General features: G+C 68.5%; 14 protein-coding genes and 1 tRNA gene. 1 reads left to right on the top strand and 14 read right to left on the bottom strand.

Translation table 11 applies throughout. From position 1 onward, the window contains the following. Nucleotides 1-3 precede the first annotated feature (3 nt). From rplK to gabT, 13 genes are all read right to left on the bottom strand, one after another. Nucleotides 4-435 (bottom strand): 50S ribosomal protein L11, encoded by a 432-nt coding sequence (rplK, locus tag ACQUSX_RS13440; RefSeq protein WP_428907411.1) that lies wholly within the window; start codon nucleotides 433-435, stop codon nucleotides 4-6. A gap of 201 nt (nucleotides 436-636) precedes the next feature. Beyond that, nucleotides 637-1,659 carry a transcription termination/antitermination protein NusG gene (gene nusG, locus ACQUSX_RS13435; protein ID WP_428907410.1) on the bottom strand — a complete coding sequence of 341 codons (1,023 nt, stop codon included), beginning with the start codon at nucleotides 1,657-1,659 and terminating at the stop codon, nucleotides 637-639. A gap of 41 nt (nucleotides 1,660-1,700) precedes the next feature. Beyond that, a complete protein-coding gene (secE, locus tag ACQUSX_RS13430) occupies nucleotides 1,701-1,970 on the bottom strand; it encodes a preprotein translocase subunit SecE (RefSeq protein ID WP_428907409.1) in 270 nt (89 codons plus the stop codon). A gap of 41 nt (nucleotides 1,971-2,011) precedes the next feature. Further along, nucleotides 2,012-2,084, bottom strand: a tRNA-Trp gene (locus ACQUSX_RS13425). A gap of 154 nt (nucleotides 2,085-2,238) precedes the next feature. Further along, nucleotides 2,239-2,673 (bottom strand): pyridoxamine 5'-phosphate oxidase family protein, encoded by a 435-nt coding sequence (locus ACQUSX_RS13420; protein ID WP_428907408.1) that lies wholly within the window; start codon nucleotides 2,671-2,673, stop codon nucleotides 2,239-2,241. Nucleotides 2,674-2,711: 38 nt separating this feature from the next. Continuing rightward, nucleotides 2,712-3,248 (bottom strand): DUF2165 family protein, encoded by a 537-nt coding sequence (locus ACQUSX_RS13415; RefSeq protein WP_428907407.1) that lies wholly within the window; start codon nucleotides 3,246-3,248, stop codon nucleotides 2,712-2,714. Further along, nucleotides 3,245-3,442, bottom strand: a complete 198-nt coding sequence (locus ACQUSX_RS13410; protein ID WP_428907406.1) for a DUF4177 domain-containing protein — start codon at nucleotides 3,440-3,442, stop codon at nucleotides 3,245-3,247. Before ACQUSX_RS13410 ends, ACQUSX_RS13415 begins: the two co-directional genes overlap by 4 nt. A 120-nt stretch (nucleotides 3,443-3,562) precedes the next feature. Further along, nucleotides 3,563-4,924, bottom strand: a complete 1,362-nt coding sequence (locus ACQUSX_RS13405; protein ID WP_428907405.1) for an aldehyde dehydrogenase family protein — start codon at nucleotides 4,922-4,924, stop codon at nucleotides 3,563-3,565. A 20-nt stretch (nucleotides 4,925-4,944) separates the two neighbouring features. Next, the gene (locus tag ACQUSX_RS13400) at nucleotides 4,945-6,417 is read right to left on the bottom strand and encodes an NAD-dependent succinate-semialdehyde dehydrogenase (protein WP_428907404.1); all 1,473 of its coding nucleotides are present in this window, start codon (nucleotides 6,415-6,417) and stop codon (nucleotides 4,945-4,947) included. Between the two features lie 36 nt (nucleotides 6,418-6,453). Next, on the bottom strand, nucleotides 6,454-7,995 hold the full coding sequence (locus ACQUSX_RS13395; protein ID WP_428907403.1) for an APC family permease: 1,542 nt from the start codon (nucleotides 7,993-7,995) through the stop codon (nucleotides 6,454-6,456). A 9-nt stretch (nucleotides 7,996-8,004) separates the two neighbouring features. Beyond that, nucleotides 8,005-8,895, bottom strand: a complete 891-nt coding sequence (locus ACQUSX_RS13390; RefSeq protein ID WP_428907402.1) for a universal stress protein — start codon at nucleotides 8,893-8,895, stop codon at nucleotides 8,005-8,007. After that, complete coding sequence (locus tag ACQUSX_RS13385; protein ID WP_428907401.1) at nucleotides 8,892-10,253, bottom strand: flavin monoamine oxidase family protein; 1,362 nt, start codon at nucleotides 10,251-10,253, stop codon at nucleotides 8,892-8,894. Before ACQUSX_RS13385 ends, ACQUSX_RS13390 begins: the two co-directional genes overlap by 4 nt. A gap of 74 nt (nucleotides 10,254-10,327) precedes the next feature. Next, a complete protein-coding gene (gabT, locus tag ACQUSX_RS13380; protein WP_428907400.1) occupies nucleotides 10,328-11,686 on the bottom strand; it encodes a 4-aminobutyrate--2-oxoglutarate transaminase in 1,359 nt (452 codons plus the stop codon). 91 nt (nucleotides 11,687-11,777) lie between these two features. Between gabT and ACQUSX_RS13375 the strand changes: the two genes are divergently transcribed. Beyond that, nucleotides 11,778-13,280 (top strand): PucR family transcriptional regulator, encoded by a 1,503-nt coding sequence (locus ACQUSX_RS13375; RefSeq protein ID WP_428907399.1) that lies wholly within the window; start codon nucleotides 11,778-11,780, stop codon nucleotides 13,278-13,280. A 21-nt stretch (nucleotides 13,281-13,301) separates the two neighbouring features. Here ACQUSX_RS13375 and ACQUSX_RS13370 read toward each other — a convergent pair whose 3' ends face one another. Beyond that, the gene (locus ACQUSX_RS13370; RefSeq protein ID WP_428907398.1) at nucleotides 13,302-14,753 is read right to left on the bottom strand and encodes a helix-turn-helix domain-containing protein; all 1,452 of its coding nucleotides are present in this window, start codon (nucleotides 14,751-14,753) and stop codon (nucleotides 13,302-13,304) included. Nucleotides 14,754-14,837: the final 84 nt, after the last annotated feature.

Raw genomic sequence — 14,837 nt, 5'->3', positions numbered from 1 at the left:
CCCTCAGTCCTCGACCGTGATGCCCATGGAACGGGCGGTGCCGGCGATGATCTTCGACGCTGCGTCGAGATCGTTCGCGTTCAGGTCGGGCTGCTTGGTCTCAGCGATCTGACGGACCTGCTCCTTGGTGAGCTTGCCCACCTTGACGGTGTGCGGCGTGGCCGAGGCCTTCTGCACACCGGCGGCCTTCTTGATCAGCTCAGCTGCCGGCGGGGTCTTCAGGATGAACGTGAAGCTGCGGTCCTCGTAGACGGTGATCTCCACGGGGATGACGTTGCCGCGCTGCGACTCGGTCGCGGCGTTGTACGCCTTGCAGAACTCCATGATGTTGACGCCATGCTGACCGAGCGCGGGGCCGATCGGCGGCGCCGGGTTGGCTGCACCGGCGTTGATCTGAAGCTTGATCAGGCCGGTCACCTTCTTCTTCGGTGCCATTCTCTTTCCTTTCATCGAGTGGATGCCCGAGAGCATCCCTCTCCCGCTTCCCCGGCATCTCCGGGGCGCGGTTCGGTTCGCGCCGAAGCGCAAACCATACAAGTGTACCCGATCATGCGAAAGCGGCCGCCCCCGAGGGAACGGCCGCTTTTCGAAGCACTTCGACGCGGTTCCTGAGCCTGTCGAAGGGCTGTGACCGAGTCAGGCCATCTTGGTGACCTGCTCGAACGACAGCTCGACCGGCGTCTCGCGCTCGAAGAGCGAGACGAGGACGGTGAGCTTGCCGCTCGCGGCGTTGATCTCGCTGATCGTGCCGGGAAGGCCGGCGAACGAGCCCTCCTTGATGGTGATGGTCTCGCCGACCTCGAAGTCGACCTCTGCGGCCATCGGACGGGCGACGGCGACGCCGCCCTTGGCTGCGATGGACTTCGCGGTGGGGACGTCCTTGACCTCGACGAGCGCCTTCAGCATGTTGAAGGCCTCCTCGAAGCGAAGCGGGGTCGGGTTGTGGGCGTTGCCCACGAAGCCGGTGACGCCGGGCGTGTGGCGGACGACGGACCAGGTGTCCTCGTTCAGCTCCATGCGCACCAGCACGTAGCCGGGGATGCGCACGCGCGTGACCATCTTGCGCTGGCCGTTCTTGATCTCGACGACGTCCTCCATCGGGACCTCGATCTGGTAGATGTCGTCCTCGACCTCGAGCGTCGACTTGCGCTGCTCGATGTTGGCCTTCACCTTGCGCTCGAAGCCGGCGTAGGAGTGGATGACGTACCACTTGCCCGGCAGCATCCGCAGATCCATGCGGAACGCCTCGTACGGGTCCTCCTCGACGTCGGACTCGTCGTCCGCGCCGGGCTCCTCGTCGGTGTCGGGGCCGTCGTACGGAGCCACCTCTTCGGCGGCCGCGGCCTCTGCTTCGGCGGTCTCTTCCGCCACAGCGTCGTTAAGGACCTCGGCGGCTGCTTCAGTCTCAGCCGCTTCGTCCAGGTTCAGAGCGTCGTTCACGATCGCATCCGCCTCCGGGTCTTCGATGATGTCGTTCGTGTCGTCGCCGAAATCCTCGGCAGCGTCCTCGTCGCCCTCGATGTGCAGCGCGACGTGCTCCGCCGAGGTGGACGACTGCTCCTGCTCAGCGAGGACGTTGCCCTCCTGGGACTCGTCCTCTTCACTCGACTGCTCTGCGGCGGTCGCCCAATCCGCATCGTCGGAATATCGTTCAGACACGTTGCTTCTTTCCGTTCACTGCGACGTGCGTCGCAAGTGCATCAGCCGACCGGGACTCCGAACACGATGTGTGTCACGGAGCCGAAGGCCCAATCCAGGCCGTACACCAGTCCCATCACGATAAGCACGAACACGAACACCACGACGGTGAACTTGATCAGCTCTTTGCGAGTCGGGGTGACGACCTTGCGAAGTTCGCTGATCACCTGGCGGAAGAACAGTGCGATGCGTCCGAAGAAGCCGAGCTTCTTGTCGCGCAGGGCGTAAGGGCCTGCTGCAGCGAGTTCGCCGCCAACGTCGTCCTGATCCATCCTGCACGTACCTTTCGTGAGTCAGCTTGTGCGCTGACGCGCAGGGCGGACAGGAATCGAACCTGCAACCTGCGGTTTTGGAGACCGCTGCTCTGCCAATTGAGCTACCGCCCTAGAGACCGTCCGGTCTCGGGGTTCTGCGCCCTTCGTGCGCCATCGGAGGCACGGCGAAGGATGCAGACAACTGCCTCATAAGTGTACGGCATCCAGGCCACGCGACCGAACCGAGCCACACTCCCGCGTGCGTCGCACCGGCATCGGCGCGGCCTCAGTACTCCGAGACGCCGTAGCGCTCGGGCTCGCCGGAACGCCGGAACGCGCGTCCGGTGAGCGTCCCCGGAGTTATGCGCACGTAGTTGTACTTCAGCGTGGGGATCCACGGCACCAGCCCGAGCTGGTCGGCGGCCTCCCGCTCGGCGAGCGTGTCGATCTGTCGGGCGCTGCCGCGCACGATGACGCTCCACGCGTCGGCATCCGTGTGGTCGTCGACCTCGAACAGCACCTCGTCGCTCACGGTCAGCTCGACGAGCTTGCTGCCCTCCGCCGTGCGGAACACGATCGACCCCCGATCCACCACGTAGTTGACCGGGAAGATGTCGATCACGTCGCCGACATGGGTGACCAGCCGACCCAGCTCCTGCTGCGCCAGGCGCTCCCAGCATTCGTCCTCGCTCAGCCGCGTCACAGGGTCGTCGGTGCTCATGCTCCGATCATCCCGCAAATCCTCCGAGCGTCAAGGGGTCACCGGCTCAGGTCAGCGGCCCCGTCGCTCGGCACTGGCTGTCGCACCGGCTCGTTCAGCGCCAGCAGCACGGCGAAGCCCGCCCACAGGGTCACGATCCCCATGGCTGTGTCCTTGCCGTTCCAGGTGCTCGATTGCCACATCGCGAACCACTCGGAGCCGATGACGATGAAGCCGATGAACCAGATCGCGAAGCCCAGCGCGAACGCCGCGTAGCCCCAGATCCTCGCCCGGTCGTAGTCGACGATGTCGGCGTTGCGGCGCAGGAAGAGCAGCACGCCGCCGTACAGCGCAAGCCCGGCGAATGCGCCCTCGGCGATGATGATGCCGATGTATCCGATGGTGTGCACGACGGGACTGTCTATCGCGCGCCACATCAGCGCGTTGCCCTCGAACGTGGTGTCCATCGACAGCACGTGCACGACGAACTGGTAGTTGGAGTCGTAGTCCATCAGGTTGCCGGCGAACACGAACAGACCGAACAGCCCGGCGATGAACACGACGAATGCCTGCAGCAGGCGCAGCGGATGCCTCATTGCACTTGACCCTTTCGCACGAAGACGAGGTCGCCGCGTGGCTCGGTGTGATGCTCGAGCAGGATCAGCTGCACGAAGCTCCATCCCTCCGCGGCGCGCTCTGTGATGATGCTCCGATAGTCGAACGCGAACTCCCAGCCCTCGCGACTGCGTCGGAGCGGAACGCTGGCGAAGGAGTACTCCGGAGTGGTCATGCTGTCCCTCCCATCGCGCGGCGGAAGCCCTCTGGGGCTGATGGTAACGGCATTCCCCCGCAGAAGCGAGAGGCCCTCCGAGCCGCGCAACGCGGGTGCGGAGGGCCTCTCGCGCGAGACTCACGCCTTGCGGATGAGCTTCTTGTTGACGAACTCGTCGGCGGCCAGCAGACCCATCTCGCGAGAGGTGCCGCTGCGCTTCACCCCGCCGAAGGGCAGCTCGGGGCTGTCGGCGAGCACGAGGTTCACGTAGACCATGCCGGCCTCGATGGCATCCGCCACCCGATCGGCCTGCTCGGCGTCCGTCGTGAAGACGTACGAGCCGAGCCCGAACGAGGTGTCGTTGGCGAGGTGCACCGCGGCCTCCTCATCGGCGACGCGGTAGACCACCGCAGCCGGTCCGAACAGCTCTTCACGGTACACGTCCATCTCACTCGTCACGTCGGCCAGCACCGTCGGCGCGAAGAAGTTGCCCTCGCGCGTTCCGCCGGCCAGCAGGGTCGCCCCCTGCTCGAGCGCCTTGTCGATCTGCGCCTGCAGGTGCTCTGAGGCGGCCTGCGACGAGAGCGGTCCGAGCACCGTGCCCGCCTGCGCCGGGTCCTCGGCCGAGACCGCGGAGAGGGACGCGACGAACTTCGAGGTGAACTCGTCGTACAGCCCGTCGACGACGATGAACCGCTTCGCGCCGTTGCACGACTGGCCGTTGTTGTCCAGGCGCGCCTCGACCGCGGCCGCAACGACAGAGTCGAGATCGTCGGTGGACAGCACGATGAACGGGTCCGACCCGCCGAGCTCCAGCGCGACCTTCTTCAGGTTGCGGCCGGCGACCTCGGCGACCGCCGCACCGGCGCGCTCCGAACCGGTCACCGAGACGCCGTGCACGCGCGGATCGGCGATGATGTCGGCCGCCTGCTCGTTCGTGGCGTACACGTTGACGTAGGCGCCGTCCGGAAGCCCGGCGTCGCGGTAGAGCGTCTCGAGGAACGCCGCCGACTCAGGGCACTGCGGTGCGTGCTTGAGGATGATGGTGTTGCCGACCGCCAGGTTCGGGCCCGCGAAGCGCGCCACCTGGTACGCCGGGAAGTTCCACGGCATGATGCCCAGCAGAGCGCCCAGCGGGGCGCGGCGGACGACGGCCGTGCCGTCGCCCAGGATGTCGAGCGGGGTGTCACCGGTGATCTTGTCGATGTTGTCGGCGTTGTACTCGATGATGTCGGCGGCGAAGTCGACCTCGCCCTCGGCCGCCGCGATCGGCTTGCCCATCTCGCGCACGATGATCGCGGCGAACTCGTCGCGGCGCTCGCGGTGCAGCTCGGCGATCCGCCGCACCACGGCGGCGCGGTCGGCGGGCGCCGTGGCCGCCCAGGTCACGGCTGCGGCGGCCGCCCTGGCGACGGCATCCTCGATCTGCGCATCGGTGAAGATGTCGAACGTGGCCTCTGTTGCTCCGGTGGCCGGATTGACGACGGCGTAGTCGGTCATGTCGGTTCCTCTCAGACGTGTCACGCGGGGATCAGCGTGTATTTGGTGGACAGGTACTCGTGGATGCCCTCGGCGCCGCCCTCGCGGCCGACACCGGACTGCTTGACACCGCCGAAGGGGGCTGCGGCGTTGGAGACGACGCCGACGTTCAGGCCCATCATGCCGGTCTCGAGGGCGTCGATCATGCGGTGACCCCGCCCGAGATCCTCGGTGAAGACGTAGGAGACGAGCCCGTACTCGGTGTCGTTCGCGAGACGCACCGCCTCGGCCTCGTCGGCGAATGTGGCGATCGCCAGCACCGGGCCGAAGATCTCCTCGCGCAGGATGTCACTTCCGGCGGCGACATCTGTGATGACGGTCGGCTCGTAGAACGTGCCGGCGCCCTCGAGCGCGTTGCCCCCGGCGAGCACCCGTGCACCGCGGTCGACCGCGTCGCCGACCAGCTCGGCGGCCTTGCTGACGGCATCCGAATCGATCAGCGGTCCGATGGCGACGCCGTCCTCGGTGCCGCGACCGATCTTCATCGCCTGCACGCGCTCGGTGACGCGGCGCGCGAACTCCTCGGCGACCGCCTCGTGCACGATGAAGCGGTTGGCTGCGGTGCAGGCCTGACCGATGTTGCGGAACTTGGCGGCCATCGCGCCATCCACGGCCTTGTCGAGATCGGCATCCTCGAAGACGACGAACGGCGCGTTGCCGCCGAGCTCCATCGACACGCGGAGGATGCCGTCGGCGGCCTGCGCGATGAGCTTGCGGCCCACCTCGGTCGAGCCGGTGAACGACAGTTTGCGCAGGCGCGGGTCGGCGATGATCGGCGCCGACAGTGCGCTGGAGCGCGACGTCTGGACGACGTTGACGACGCCTGCCGGAAGCCCCGCCTCTTCGAGCAGCTTGGTGAAGAACAGGGTCGTCAGCGGCGTCAGTGCCGGCGGCTTGATGATGACCGTGCACCCGGCGGCGAGCGCAGGTGCGATCTTGCGGGTCGCCATCGCGAACGGGAAGTTCCACGGGGTGATGAAGAACGACGGGCCCACCGGGCGCTGCGAGACCACCATGTGGCCGGTGCCTTCGGGGTTGATGCCGTAGCGGCCGTTGATGCGCACGGCCTCCTCGCTGAACCAGCGCAGGAACTCTCCGCCGTAGGCGACCTCTCCGCGGGACTCCGCGAGCGGCTTGCCCATCTCGAGCGTCATCAGCAGAGCGAGGTCCTCCTTGTGCTGCTGCACCAGGTCGAACGCGCGGCGCAGGATGTCACTGCGGGTGCGCGGCGCCGTGGCCGCCCAGGAGTCCTGCGCGGCGACGGCTGCGTCGAGAGCGCGGATGCCGTCATCGGCGGTCCCGTCGGCGATCGATAAGATCACATCGCCGGTCGCGGGGTCGCGCACGTCGAACGTGCGCCCTCCATCGGCGTCTATCCACTCGCCGCCGATGAACAGCCCGGTCGGTACCCTGCCGAGCAGTTCCTGCTCGTTGGATGCGAGTGCGGTGCTCATGAGTGATCCTCGATTCTCTGTGGGGAAGGGTGCGGGTCAGCGTCGGCGCAGGCTGGGCGGGGCATCCATGCTCAGTGTCTCACCGCGGAAGAAGGCCGGGCGCCGAACGGCGTTCCAGATCATCACGACGATGCCGACGACGATGATGACCATCCCGAGGATGAAGACGATTCCCACGCCGCCGATCTCCGTGCCGGATCCGTACGCCGGGTCCATCGAGTCGATCAGCGTCGTGAAGAACAGCACGGCGAGCAGGATGCCGCCGACGAGCGGGAACAGGAAGGTGAACAGCGCGTTGCGCACGGAGTCGAACCACTGGTGGCGGAAGTACCAGACGCACGCGAACGCCGTGATGCCGTAGTAGAAGCAGATCATCATGCCCAGCGTGAGGATGGTGTCCCACAGGGTGTCCTCGCTGACGACGCGCATGATCGCGTAGAACGCCGAGGCGACGACGGCGGAGGCGATCGTGGCGTAGCCGGGGGTGAAGAACCGCGGGCTCACCCTCGCGTACGCCTTGGGAAGCGCCCCGTAGTGGCCCATCGCCAGCAGCGTGCGCGCGGGCCCGACGAAGGTCGACTGCAGGGAGGACGCCGAGCTGGTCAGCACGGCCAGCGACACCAGGAAGGCCAGCGGGCCGAGGATCGGACCGGAGAGGTGGAAGAACACGTTCTCCTGGATGTCGGCGTTGCCGAGCCCGAGCGTGCCGGTGCCGACGCCGGCGAACATGATCATGGCCACGGCCAGCAGCAGGTACAGCGACACGATGGTCAGCACCGTGGCGGTTGCCGCGCGCCCCGGCGTCTTCTCGGGATTCTTGGTCTCCTCGTTCATCGTCAGGGTGACGTCCCACCCCCAGAAGATGAAGATCGACAGCGAGAGCCCGGCCGCGAACGCGCTGAACGACGAGACGGCGAACGGGTTGAACCAGCTCGGGTCGAACGGCTGGAAGTCGAAACCGCCGCCGGAGACGGCCTGCGTGATGGCCGAGACGGCGAAGAACACCAGCACGAGCACCTGGAAGCTCACGAGCCAGTACTGCAGCTTCTGGGTGGTCTGCATGTCGCGGTACGAGATGAATGTCGCGCCGAGCATGAACAGCAGGCACACCGCGATGTTGATCCAAGTGACACCGGCCAGATCGGCGAGCGCCGCATCACCGGTCACCTGCGCGAGCAACAGGAACAGGAAGTCGACGGCGACACCGGCGAGGTTCGACAGCACCAGGATCGTGGCGACCACGAGACCCCAGCCGGCCATCCACCCCACCCAGGGGCCGAACGCGCGGGCGGCCCAGGTGAACGAGGTGCCCGAATCGGGCATCCGACGGTTGAGCTCGCGGTAGCCGAACGCCACGAGCAGCATCGGGATGAACCCGACCAGGATGATCGCGGGGATCTGCTCGCCGACGACCGACGCGGTCGGACCGATGGCTGCGGTGAAGGTGTACGCCGGGGCGATGCACGAGATGCCGATGACGATGGCGCCGATCAGCCCGACGGTGCCGGCGCTCAGTCCCTTCTTGGAGATGCCCGTGGTGACGGGATCCGGCACGACGGTGTGCGGGGTTTCGGACATGGGGGCCTCTCAGGCCTTTCCTGTTCCGCGCGTGCGCGGAACGACGATCATGGGTACGGGCAGCTCGTGCAGCATCTTCGCGGCCGTCGAGCCGAGGAAGAGCCGCCGCGGCTGGGCGAGACGGCTGGAGCCGACCAGGACGATCTCGCCCGGCTCCCAGGGCAGGTGCGCGACGGCATCCTCCACACTGTCGCCCGTCGCGCGCTCGAGGGTGGCTTCGACGCCGCTGGGGAGCGCTTCGCGCGCCTGAGCCAGCACATCGCCGCCGTGTGTGTTGCGCACCAGGGTGATGGCGCCGGTGTCGAGACCGGCGGGGACATCGAACGGAACCAGTGAGATCAGTCGCAGCGAGCCGCCGCTGGCGCGGGTGAGTGCGATCGCCTCCTCGAGCACGACATCGGCGCCCTCGCGCTTGCCGATCGCCGCGCTCACGCGCGTGATCGGCTGGTCGGCGTCGACGCGGTCAGCGGAACCGGCCGTGGCGAGTGCGACGGGGATGGTCGAGGAGTGCACCAGATCGGATGCCACGGAGCCGAGCCTATGGCGACCGAACCTGCTTCCCGCCGCCGCACCGACCACCAGCATCCTCGCATCGAACTCCTCCCCCGCGCCGATGAGCCCCTCTGCGAACGAGTCGTTGAAGCGGACGTGCGCGGACCGGACGACGTCGTCGGGGATCGCCTCGGTCGCCTGACGCAACCACTCCCGCGCCTGTGCGCGGATGTGGTCCTCGTACGCGCGCTCGGGCGGTACGCCCGCGCTGCGAGTGCCCTCCGACGGGAGCACGATCACGAGGTCGAGCCGCATTCCGAGCCCGCGCGCCAGCCGGACGCCGAGTGCCACGGCATCCGCCCCGGCGGGGGTGGCGGTGTAGCCGACGACGATCGAGTGGGTGCTCATGAGCGCCCCTGGATGATCTGGGAGGCGGCGAGGCGGCCCATCCGGATGGCGCCGTCGACGTGCTGGTAGCCGGCGCCGGCCATGTCGCTGCACGCGAAGCGGATCGGGCCGACCGGCGTGCGCAGGTCGCTGCCGTAGCGGTGCAGCCCGCCCATGTCGAAGCTCGCCGCGTATGCGCCGCGGGTCCACTCCTCGCTGCCCCAGTCGCTCTCGTAGTAGACGACCGGGTTCTTCGCCTCGGGCCCGTAGTAGTGCGAGAGCGATTCGAGGATGCGCTCCCTGCGCTCCTCGGCCGTCAGTGCGAAGAGGTCGTCGGCGTTCTGGTCGCTGACGAAGCCGACGAGCGTACCCCGCTCATCGCCGTGGTTGGTGTTGTCGTACGCCTCGTGCGAGAGCTCGTACGGGCTGAAGGCCGTTCCGCTGAGACCCTGCTCGCGCCAGAACGGGCGGTCGTAGACGGCGTGCACCTTGATGACGAATCCCATCGAGAGGTGCTGGTGCAGCTGGTGCTGCCGGCGCGGCAGCGGCGGAACGAACGAGATGCGGTTGTAGAGCACCGGCGCCAGCGCGATGATCGCGTGGCGTGCGCGGACGGTGAGGCTGTCGGTGTGCGCGACGACACCGGCATCGGACCACTCGAGCGCGCGCACCGGCTGGTTCAGCAGCACGTCCTCGCCGAGGCGCTCGGCCAGCCGCAGCGGAACCTGCTGCAGGCCTCCGACGACGCGCTTGTCGAGGATGAAGTCGGCGTCGACGAGGTTCGAGTACGAGCCGGCGGATGCCGCCATCAGCAGGGACTGGAGCAGCGAGAACGCGTGCGTCGGCTTGGTGAGCATGGCAGAGCCCGTCGCGAATGCGAGGTTGCGCACCGCCTCGTCGTCATCGGTCTGCGCTCGCAGCCAGGCGTCCCAGGTGATGGCATCCCATTCGGCTGCGCTGGGGTGCTCCCACGGTCTGTCCGGATCGATCTCGGCGACCATCGCGTCGAGCCGCTCGGTGATCTCGGCGATCGCCTTCTCCGTCTCAGGCGCGACCGGGAACATCTCGCCGGTGAAGCGGTGGGCGGTGCCGTCGGGCCCGACGTAGACGCTGTCGCCCTCGCGGTACCGGCTGAACGTCTCCAGCCCCAGTTCGGCGATCGTCTCGATCAGGGCATCCTGATCCGGCGAGACCCACTGTCCGCCGATCTCGAGCATGGCGCCGTCGACGACGTCGGTCCACACGCGACCGCCGACGCGGTCGCGTGCTTCGAGCACGGCGACGGACAGGCCGGCCTTGCGCAGTTCGTTCGCGGCGGTGAGTCCTGCGGCCCCGGCGCCGATGATCAGCACGTCGCGGGTGAGATCCTGCTCCGTCATTGCAGCTCCTTCGAGGTGAGGGGTTGGTGGTTCGGCTGCCGCCCGCATCCCCCGATTCAGGCGGCAGCCGGGTCTCAGGCGGCGGCGAGCGCGGCGGCGACGACGTCGAGGCCCTCGGCCAGCAGGTCATCGTCGATGGTGAGCGGGGGCAGGAAACGGATGACGTTGCCGAAGGTGCCGCAGGTGAGCACGATCACGCCGGCGGCGATGCACGCCTTGGCGACGGTCGCGGTGAGCGCGGCATCCGGCGCTCCCGTGGCAGGGTCGACGAACTCGGCGGCGACCATCGCCCCGTGTCCGCGCACCTCGCCGATGCGCTGGTCGGCGGCCTGCATCGCACCGAGGCGCTCGGTGAGGATGCCGCCGAGCTGCTGTGCGCGCTCGACGAGCCCCTCGTTCTCGAATGCGTCGATCGACGCGATCGCCGCGGCGCATGCGATCGGGTTGCCACCGTAGGTGCCGCCGAGGCCGCCGGCGTGCGCGGCATCCATGATCTCCGCGCGGCCGGTGACGGCAGCGAGCGGCAGACCGCCGGCGATGCCCTTGGCTGTGGTGACCAGGTCGGGCTCGATGCCGAAGATCTCGCTGGCGAACATCGCCCCCGTGCGGGCGAAGCCGGTCTGCACCTCGTCGGCGATGAAGACGACGCCGTTCTGGCGGCACCAGGCCACGACGTCGTCGAGGAAGCCGTCGGCAGGGACGATGAAGCCGCCCTCGCCCTGGATCGGCTCGATGATGACGGCGGCGAGGCTGTCGGCGCCGATCTGCTTCTCGATCATGGTGATGGCGCGGGCTGCGGCCTCGGACCCGGTGAGTCCGTCGCGGTACGGGTACGAGCCCGGCACCCGGTACACCTCGGGGGCGAACGGTCCGAAGCCGGACTTGTACGGCATCGACTTCGCGGTCAGCGCCATGGTGAGGTTGGTCCGGCCGTGGTAGCCGTGGTCGAACGCGACGACAGCCTGGCGACCGGTGTGCTTGCGGGCGATCTTGACGGCGTTCTCGACGGCTTCCGCGCCGGAGTTGAACAGAGCGCTCTTCTTCGCGAAGCCACCCGGCGTGAGACGGTTCAGCGCCTCGGCGACGTCGATGTACGCCTCGTAGGGCGAGACCATGAAGCAGGTGTGGGTGAACTGCGCGGCCTGTGCGGCGACGGCCGCGGCGACCTTGGGGTGCGCGTTGCCGACGCTGGTGACGGCGATGCCCGAGCCGAGGTCGATCAGGGAGTTCCCGTCGGCGTCGACGACGACGCCTCCTCCCGCGGCCACGACGGCGATCGGCATCGAGTGCGCGACGCCGGAAGCGACGGCATCCGACTTGCGGGCGAGGATCTCAGCCGAGCGCGGGCCGGGCAGCTCCGTGACGACACGGCGGACCTGCTCGAGGGTCGGTCCGCCGACAGGGATGGTGGAGGTCGCGTCGGTGATGGTCATGAGGCGAGAGTACGTCCCGGCCGCACCGGCTGCACTCGCCAGTGCGTACAATCTTGTCAAGCACTTCGCCGACGCGTATAACGGAGTATCTGTGGAACCACCCGTGAACCCCACGCTGCGCACACTGCTCGCGCGCCGCGATCTGCGCCTCTCGCTGATCTCCGACGAGCGGACGCTGGCCGAGGGCGCGCTCGACCGGCCGATGCGATGGGTGCACAGCTCGGACCTGACCGACCCGACTCCGTTCCTCGCCGACGACCTCGTGCTGCTGACGACAGGGACGCAGTTCGCTCCCGGCGATGCGGGCGCCGTCGGCCAGTACGTGGCGCGCCTCGCCGCGCGCGGCGTGAACGGGCTGGGCTTCGGGTCCGGGGTGCACAGTCAGGGCATCCCCTCCGAGCTCGTCGATGCCTGCGCGGCGCAGGGACTTGCGCTTTTCGAGGTGCCGTACGACGTGCCGTTCATCGCGATCGCCCGAGGGCACGCCGAGGCGATCGCGGCGCAGACCTACGCCCGCCGCACGTGGGCGCTGGAGGCGCAGCGTGCGCTCGCGATCGCGGCGCTGCGTCCCCACGGCCTGGAATCGGCGCTGACCGAACTGGCGAAGAGGCTCGGATGCTGGGTCGGGCTGTTCGACGCCGCCGGGGCTCTTGTCCACGAGCATCCGCGCGACGCCGGCGGAGCGTCGCCGACGATCGCCGAGACGGCGAGCACGCTGCTGCACAGGGGCAGCTCGGCCAGTCGCACCGTGGACGACGCGGATGCACCGCACACTCTGTTCACGCTGGGGCACACCGGACAGCTGCGCGGGGTTATCGCGATCGCGGCATCCGCGCACGATGCCGAGACTCGGGCCGTGGTCACTTCGGTGATCGCGATGGCCGGCCTGTCGATGGAGCAGGGCGTGGCCCTCGCCCGTGAACGACGTCGACTGAACTCGCAGCTGCTGGCCTCACTGCTGACCGACGACCCGGCTCTGGCGCGGCGCGTGCTCGGCTCGCTGCCGGCCGCCCCCGTCGTGGTCGCGGTCTGCGATGACGCCGATGCCGCACCGGTCTCGCAGTGGTGGGAGCGGCGTCGCGCCGACGGCCCGGCGGCCTTCATCGCCGAGGGCGCGGGCGATCTGACGATCTGCGTGTCTGCGGAGGACGCATCCGTTCTCGATGAGCTGGCCGGTCAGCTCGAGGTGCGGGTCGGCGTCTCGGCGCCATCCGAATACCGGCTCTTCTCGCAGGCGCACGCTCAAGCGCTCGGCGCGCTCAGGCGCGGGGCAGGACACGGGTCCGTGCGCTACGCGGATGCTGTGCGCGGCGGCGTGCTCGACGCGCTGGCATCCGGCGAGGCGCAGCTCGTCGCGGCCGCACGCCTCGCGCCGCTGCGCGGCCACGACGCTGAGAACGGCACCGAGCTCGAGCACGCGCTGCGCATCTGGCTCGAGCACGACGCGCGCCTCGAGCCGGCGGCGGAGGCCGTCGGCGTGCACCGACACACGATGCGTGCCCGACTCGCGCAGACTGCGCGGGTGCTGGACGTCGATCTGACGTCTTTCCCGGTACGCGCCGAGCTGTGGGCGGCGCTGCAGCTGGCATCCTGAGGCGAGCCCTGGGCCCCGGTGTCAGCGCGGGGCGTGCGCCTCGAGGAACTCGTACACGTCGGTCGTGTCGACGCCGGGGAATGCGCCCGTCGGCAGTGTCGCCAACAGCGTTCGAGGCGTGCGCACGTTCGGCCAGGCCTTCTGCCGCCAGCGGTCCTCGAGATCTGCCGGCGCGCGGCGGCAGCATGTCTCGACCGAATGCTTCGACGTGCCTCGGTTGGTCGTGTCGCGCCCGACGAACCACCGGGTGTCGTCGAAGCGGACCCCGACGCTCACCGAGTGCAGCCCCTCGCTGGAGGGCTCGACGCGGGCCGTGCACCAGTAGGTGCCGTTGCCGGTGTCGGTGTACTGGTAGTACGGGTTGAAGCGGTCCTCGACGTCGAAGACGACCCGGCTCGTCCACCGTCGGCAGCACATCTGCCCCTCGATGGCGCCGAGCCGATCGGTCGGGAAGTTCACGTCGTCGTTCTCGTACGCCTTCGTGATGGTGCCCGACTCGTGCACCTTCAGGAAGTGCACCGGGATCTCGAGGTGGCGGGTCGCCAGGTTGGTGAACCGGTGGGCGGCGGTCTCGTACGACACGGAGTAGGTGTCGCGCAGATCCTCGACCGAGATCGCGCGACGAGCCTTCGCCTCGTGGAGCACCGGCACGACGTGCGCCTCGGGCACGAGCAGCGCGCCGGTCAGGTAGTTCGTCTCCACCCGCTGCCGCAGGAACTCGGCGTAGCTGCGCGGCTCGCCGTGCCCGAGGATACGACTGGACAGCGCCTGCAGCACGGCCGTGCGCGCATCGCCCTTGGCCGGGATGCTGCTGGAGAGATAGAGCCGGCCGTGCGCGAGATCGGCGACGCTGCGGGTGGTCTGCGGCAGGTCGGGCGCATAGTGCAGCGTGAAGCCGAGGTGCGCCGCGATCTCCGACGCCGTGCGCTGTGTGATCGGTCCGCCGGGATGCCCGACTGCGGCCAGGATCTCGGATGCCCTGCTCTCGAGATCCGCGAAGTAGTTGTCCTGCGTGCGCATCAGGTCGCGCAGCTCGACGTTGGCGCGCCGCGCCTCCTCCGGCGTCGCGGCGCGCTCATCGCGCAGCCGCTCGATCTCGCCGTGCAGCGCCAGCATGACCGCGAGCGCGTCGTCGGGCACGGACTTGCCGATGCGGAAGCTGGGCAGCCCGAGCGCCTGGAAGGTCTGCCCCTTCATCGCCCGCTCCAGTGCGATCTCCATGGTACTGCGCTCATCGAGCGGCTCTCCCTCGAGCAGCCCGTCCAGTGTCGTGCCGAGCGCGCGGGCGATCGCCTGCAGCAGGGTGAGCTTCGGCTCGCGCTTTCCGGTCTCGAACATCGAGACCTGGCTGGGGGCGCGATCGATGAGCACCGCAAGGTCTTCGAGGGTCATCCCCCGCGCCGTGCGCAGCTGTCGGATGCGGCGCCCGATCGTGAGGGCATCCGGTTCTTCCGTGCGGTCGGTGAGGGTCATGGCGAGCAGTCTGTCACGAAAGCAGAAATTCGAGCAAACTTCTCCCCGGATTCGGTCGGACAAGCTTCCAGACTTCACCGAAAG

This window comes from Microbacterium alcoholitolerans (assembly GCF_050408615.1).
Taxonomy (GTDB): Bacteria; Actinomycetota; Actinomycetes; order Actinomycetales; family Microbacteriaceae; genus Microbacterium.
The sequence above is the reverse complement of the archived record's forward strand: the minus strand, read 5'-3'. Positions and strand labels throughout refer to the sequence as shown.

What these genes read in the sequence shown, in the direction of transcription:
- secE (WP_428907409.1), bottom strand. Translation starts at nt 1,970, where the DNA reads ATGGATCAGGACGACGTTGGCGGCGAACTCGCTGCAGCAGGCCCTTAC.
- ACQUSX_RS13390 (WP_428907402.1), bottom strand. Translation starts at nt 8,895, where the DNA reads ATGAGCACCCACTCGATCGTCGTCGGCTACACCGCCACCCCCGCCGGG.
- gabT (WP_428907400.1), bottom strand. Translation starts at nt 11,686, where the DNA reads ATGACCATCACCGACGCGACCTCCACCATCCCTGTCGGCGGACCGACC.
- ACQUSX_RS13395 (WP_428907403.1), bottom strand. Translation starts at nt 7,995, where the DNA reads ATGTCCGAAACCCCGCACACCGTCGTGCCGGATCCCGTCACCACGGGC.
- ACQUSX_RS13405 (WP_428907405.1), bottom strand. Translation starts at nt 4,924, where the DNA reads ATGACCGACTACGCCGTCGTCAATCCGGCCACCGGAGCAACAGAGGCC.
- ACQUSX_RS13385 (WP_428907401.1), bottom strand. Translation starts at nt 10,253, where the DNA reads ATGACGGAGCAGGATCTCACCCGCGACGTGCTGATCATCGGCGCCGGG.
- ACQUSX_RS13420 (WP_428907408.1), bottom strand. Translation starts at nt 2,673, where the DNA reads ATGAGCACCGACGACCCTGTGACGCGGCTGAGCGAGGACGAATGCTGG.
- rplK (WP_428907411.1), bottom strand. Translation starts at nt 435, where the DNA reads ATGGCACCGAAGAAGAAGGTGACCGGCCTGATCAAGCTTCAGATCAAC.
- ACQUSX_RS13415 (WP_428907407.1), bottom strand. Translation starts at nt 3,248, where the DNA reads ATGAGGCATCCGCTGCGCCTGCTGCAGGCATTCGTCGTGTTCATCGCC.
- ACQUSX_RS13410 (WP_428907406.1), bottom strand. Translation starts at nt 3,442, where the DNA reads ATGACCACTCCGGAGTACTCCTTCGCCAGCGTTCCGCTCCGACGCAGT.
- ACQUSX_RS13370 (WP_428907398.1), bottom strand. Translation starts at nt 14,753, where the DNA reads ATGACCCTCACCGACCGCACGGAAGAACCGGATGCCCTCACGATCGGG.
- ACQUSX_RS13400 (WP_428907404.1), bottom strand. Translation starts at nt 6,417, where the DNA reads ATGAGCACCGCACTCGCATCCAACGAGCAGGAACTGCTCGGCAGGGTA.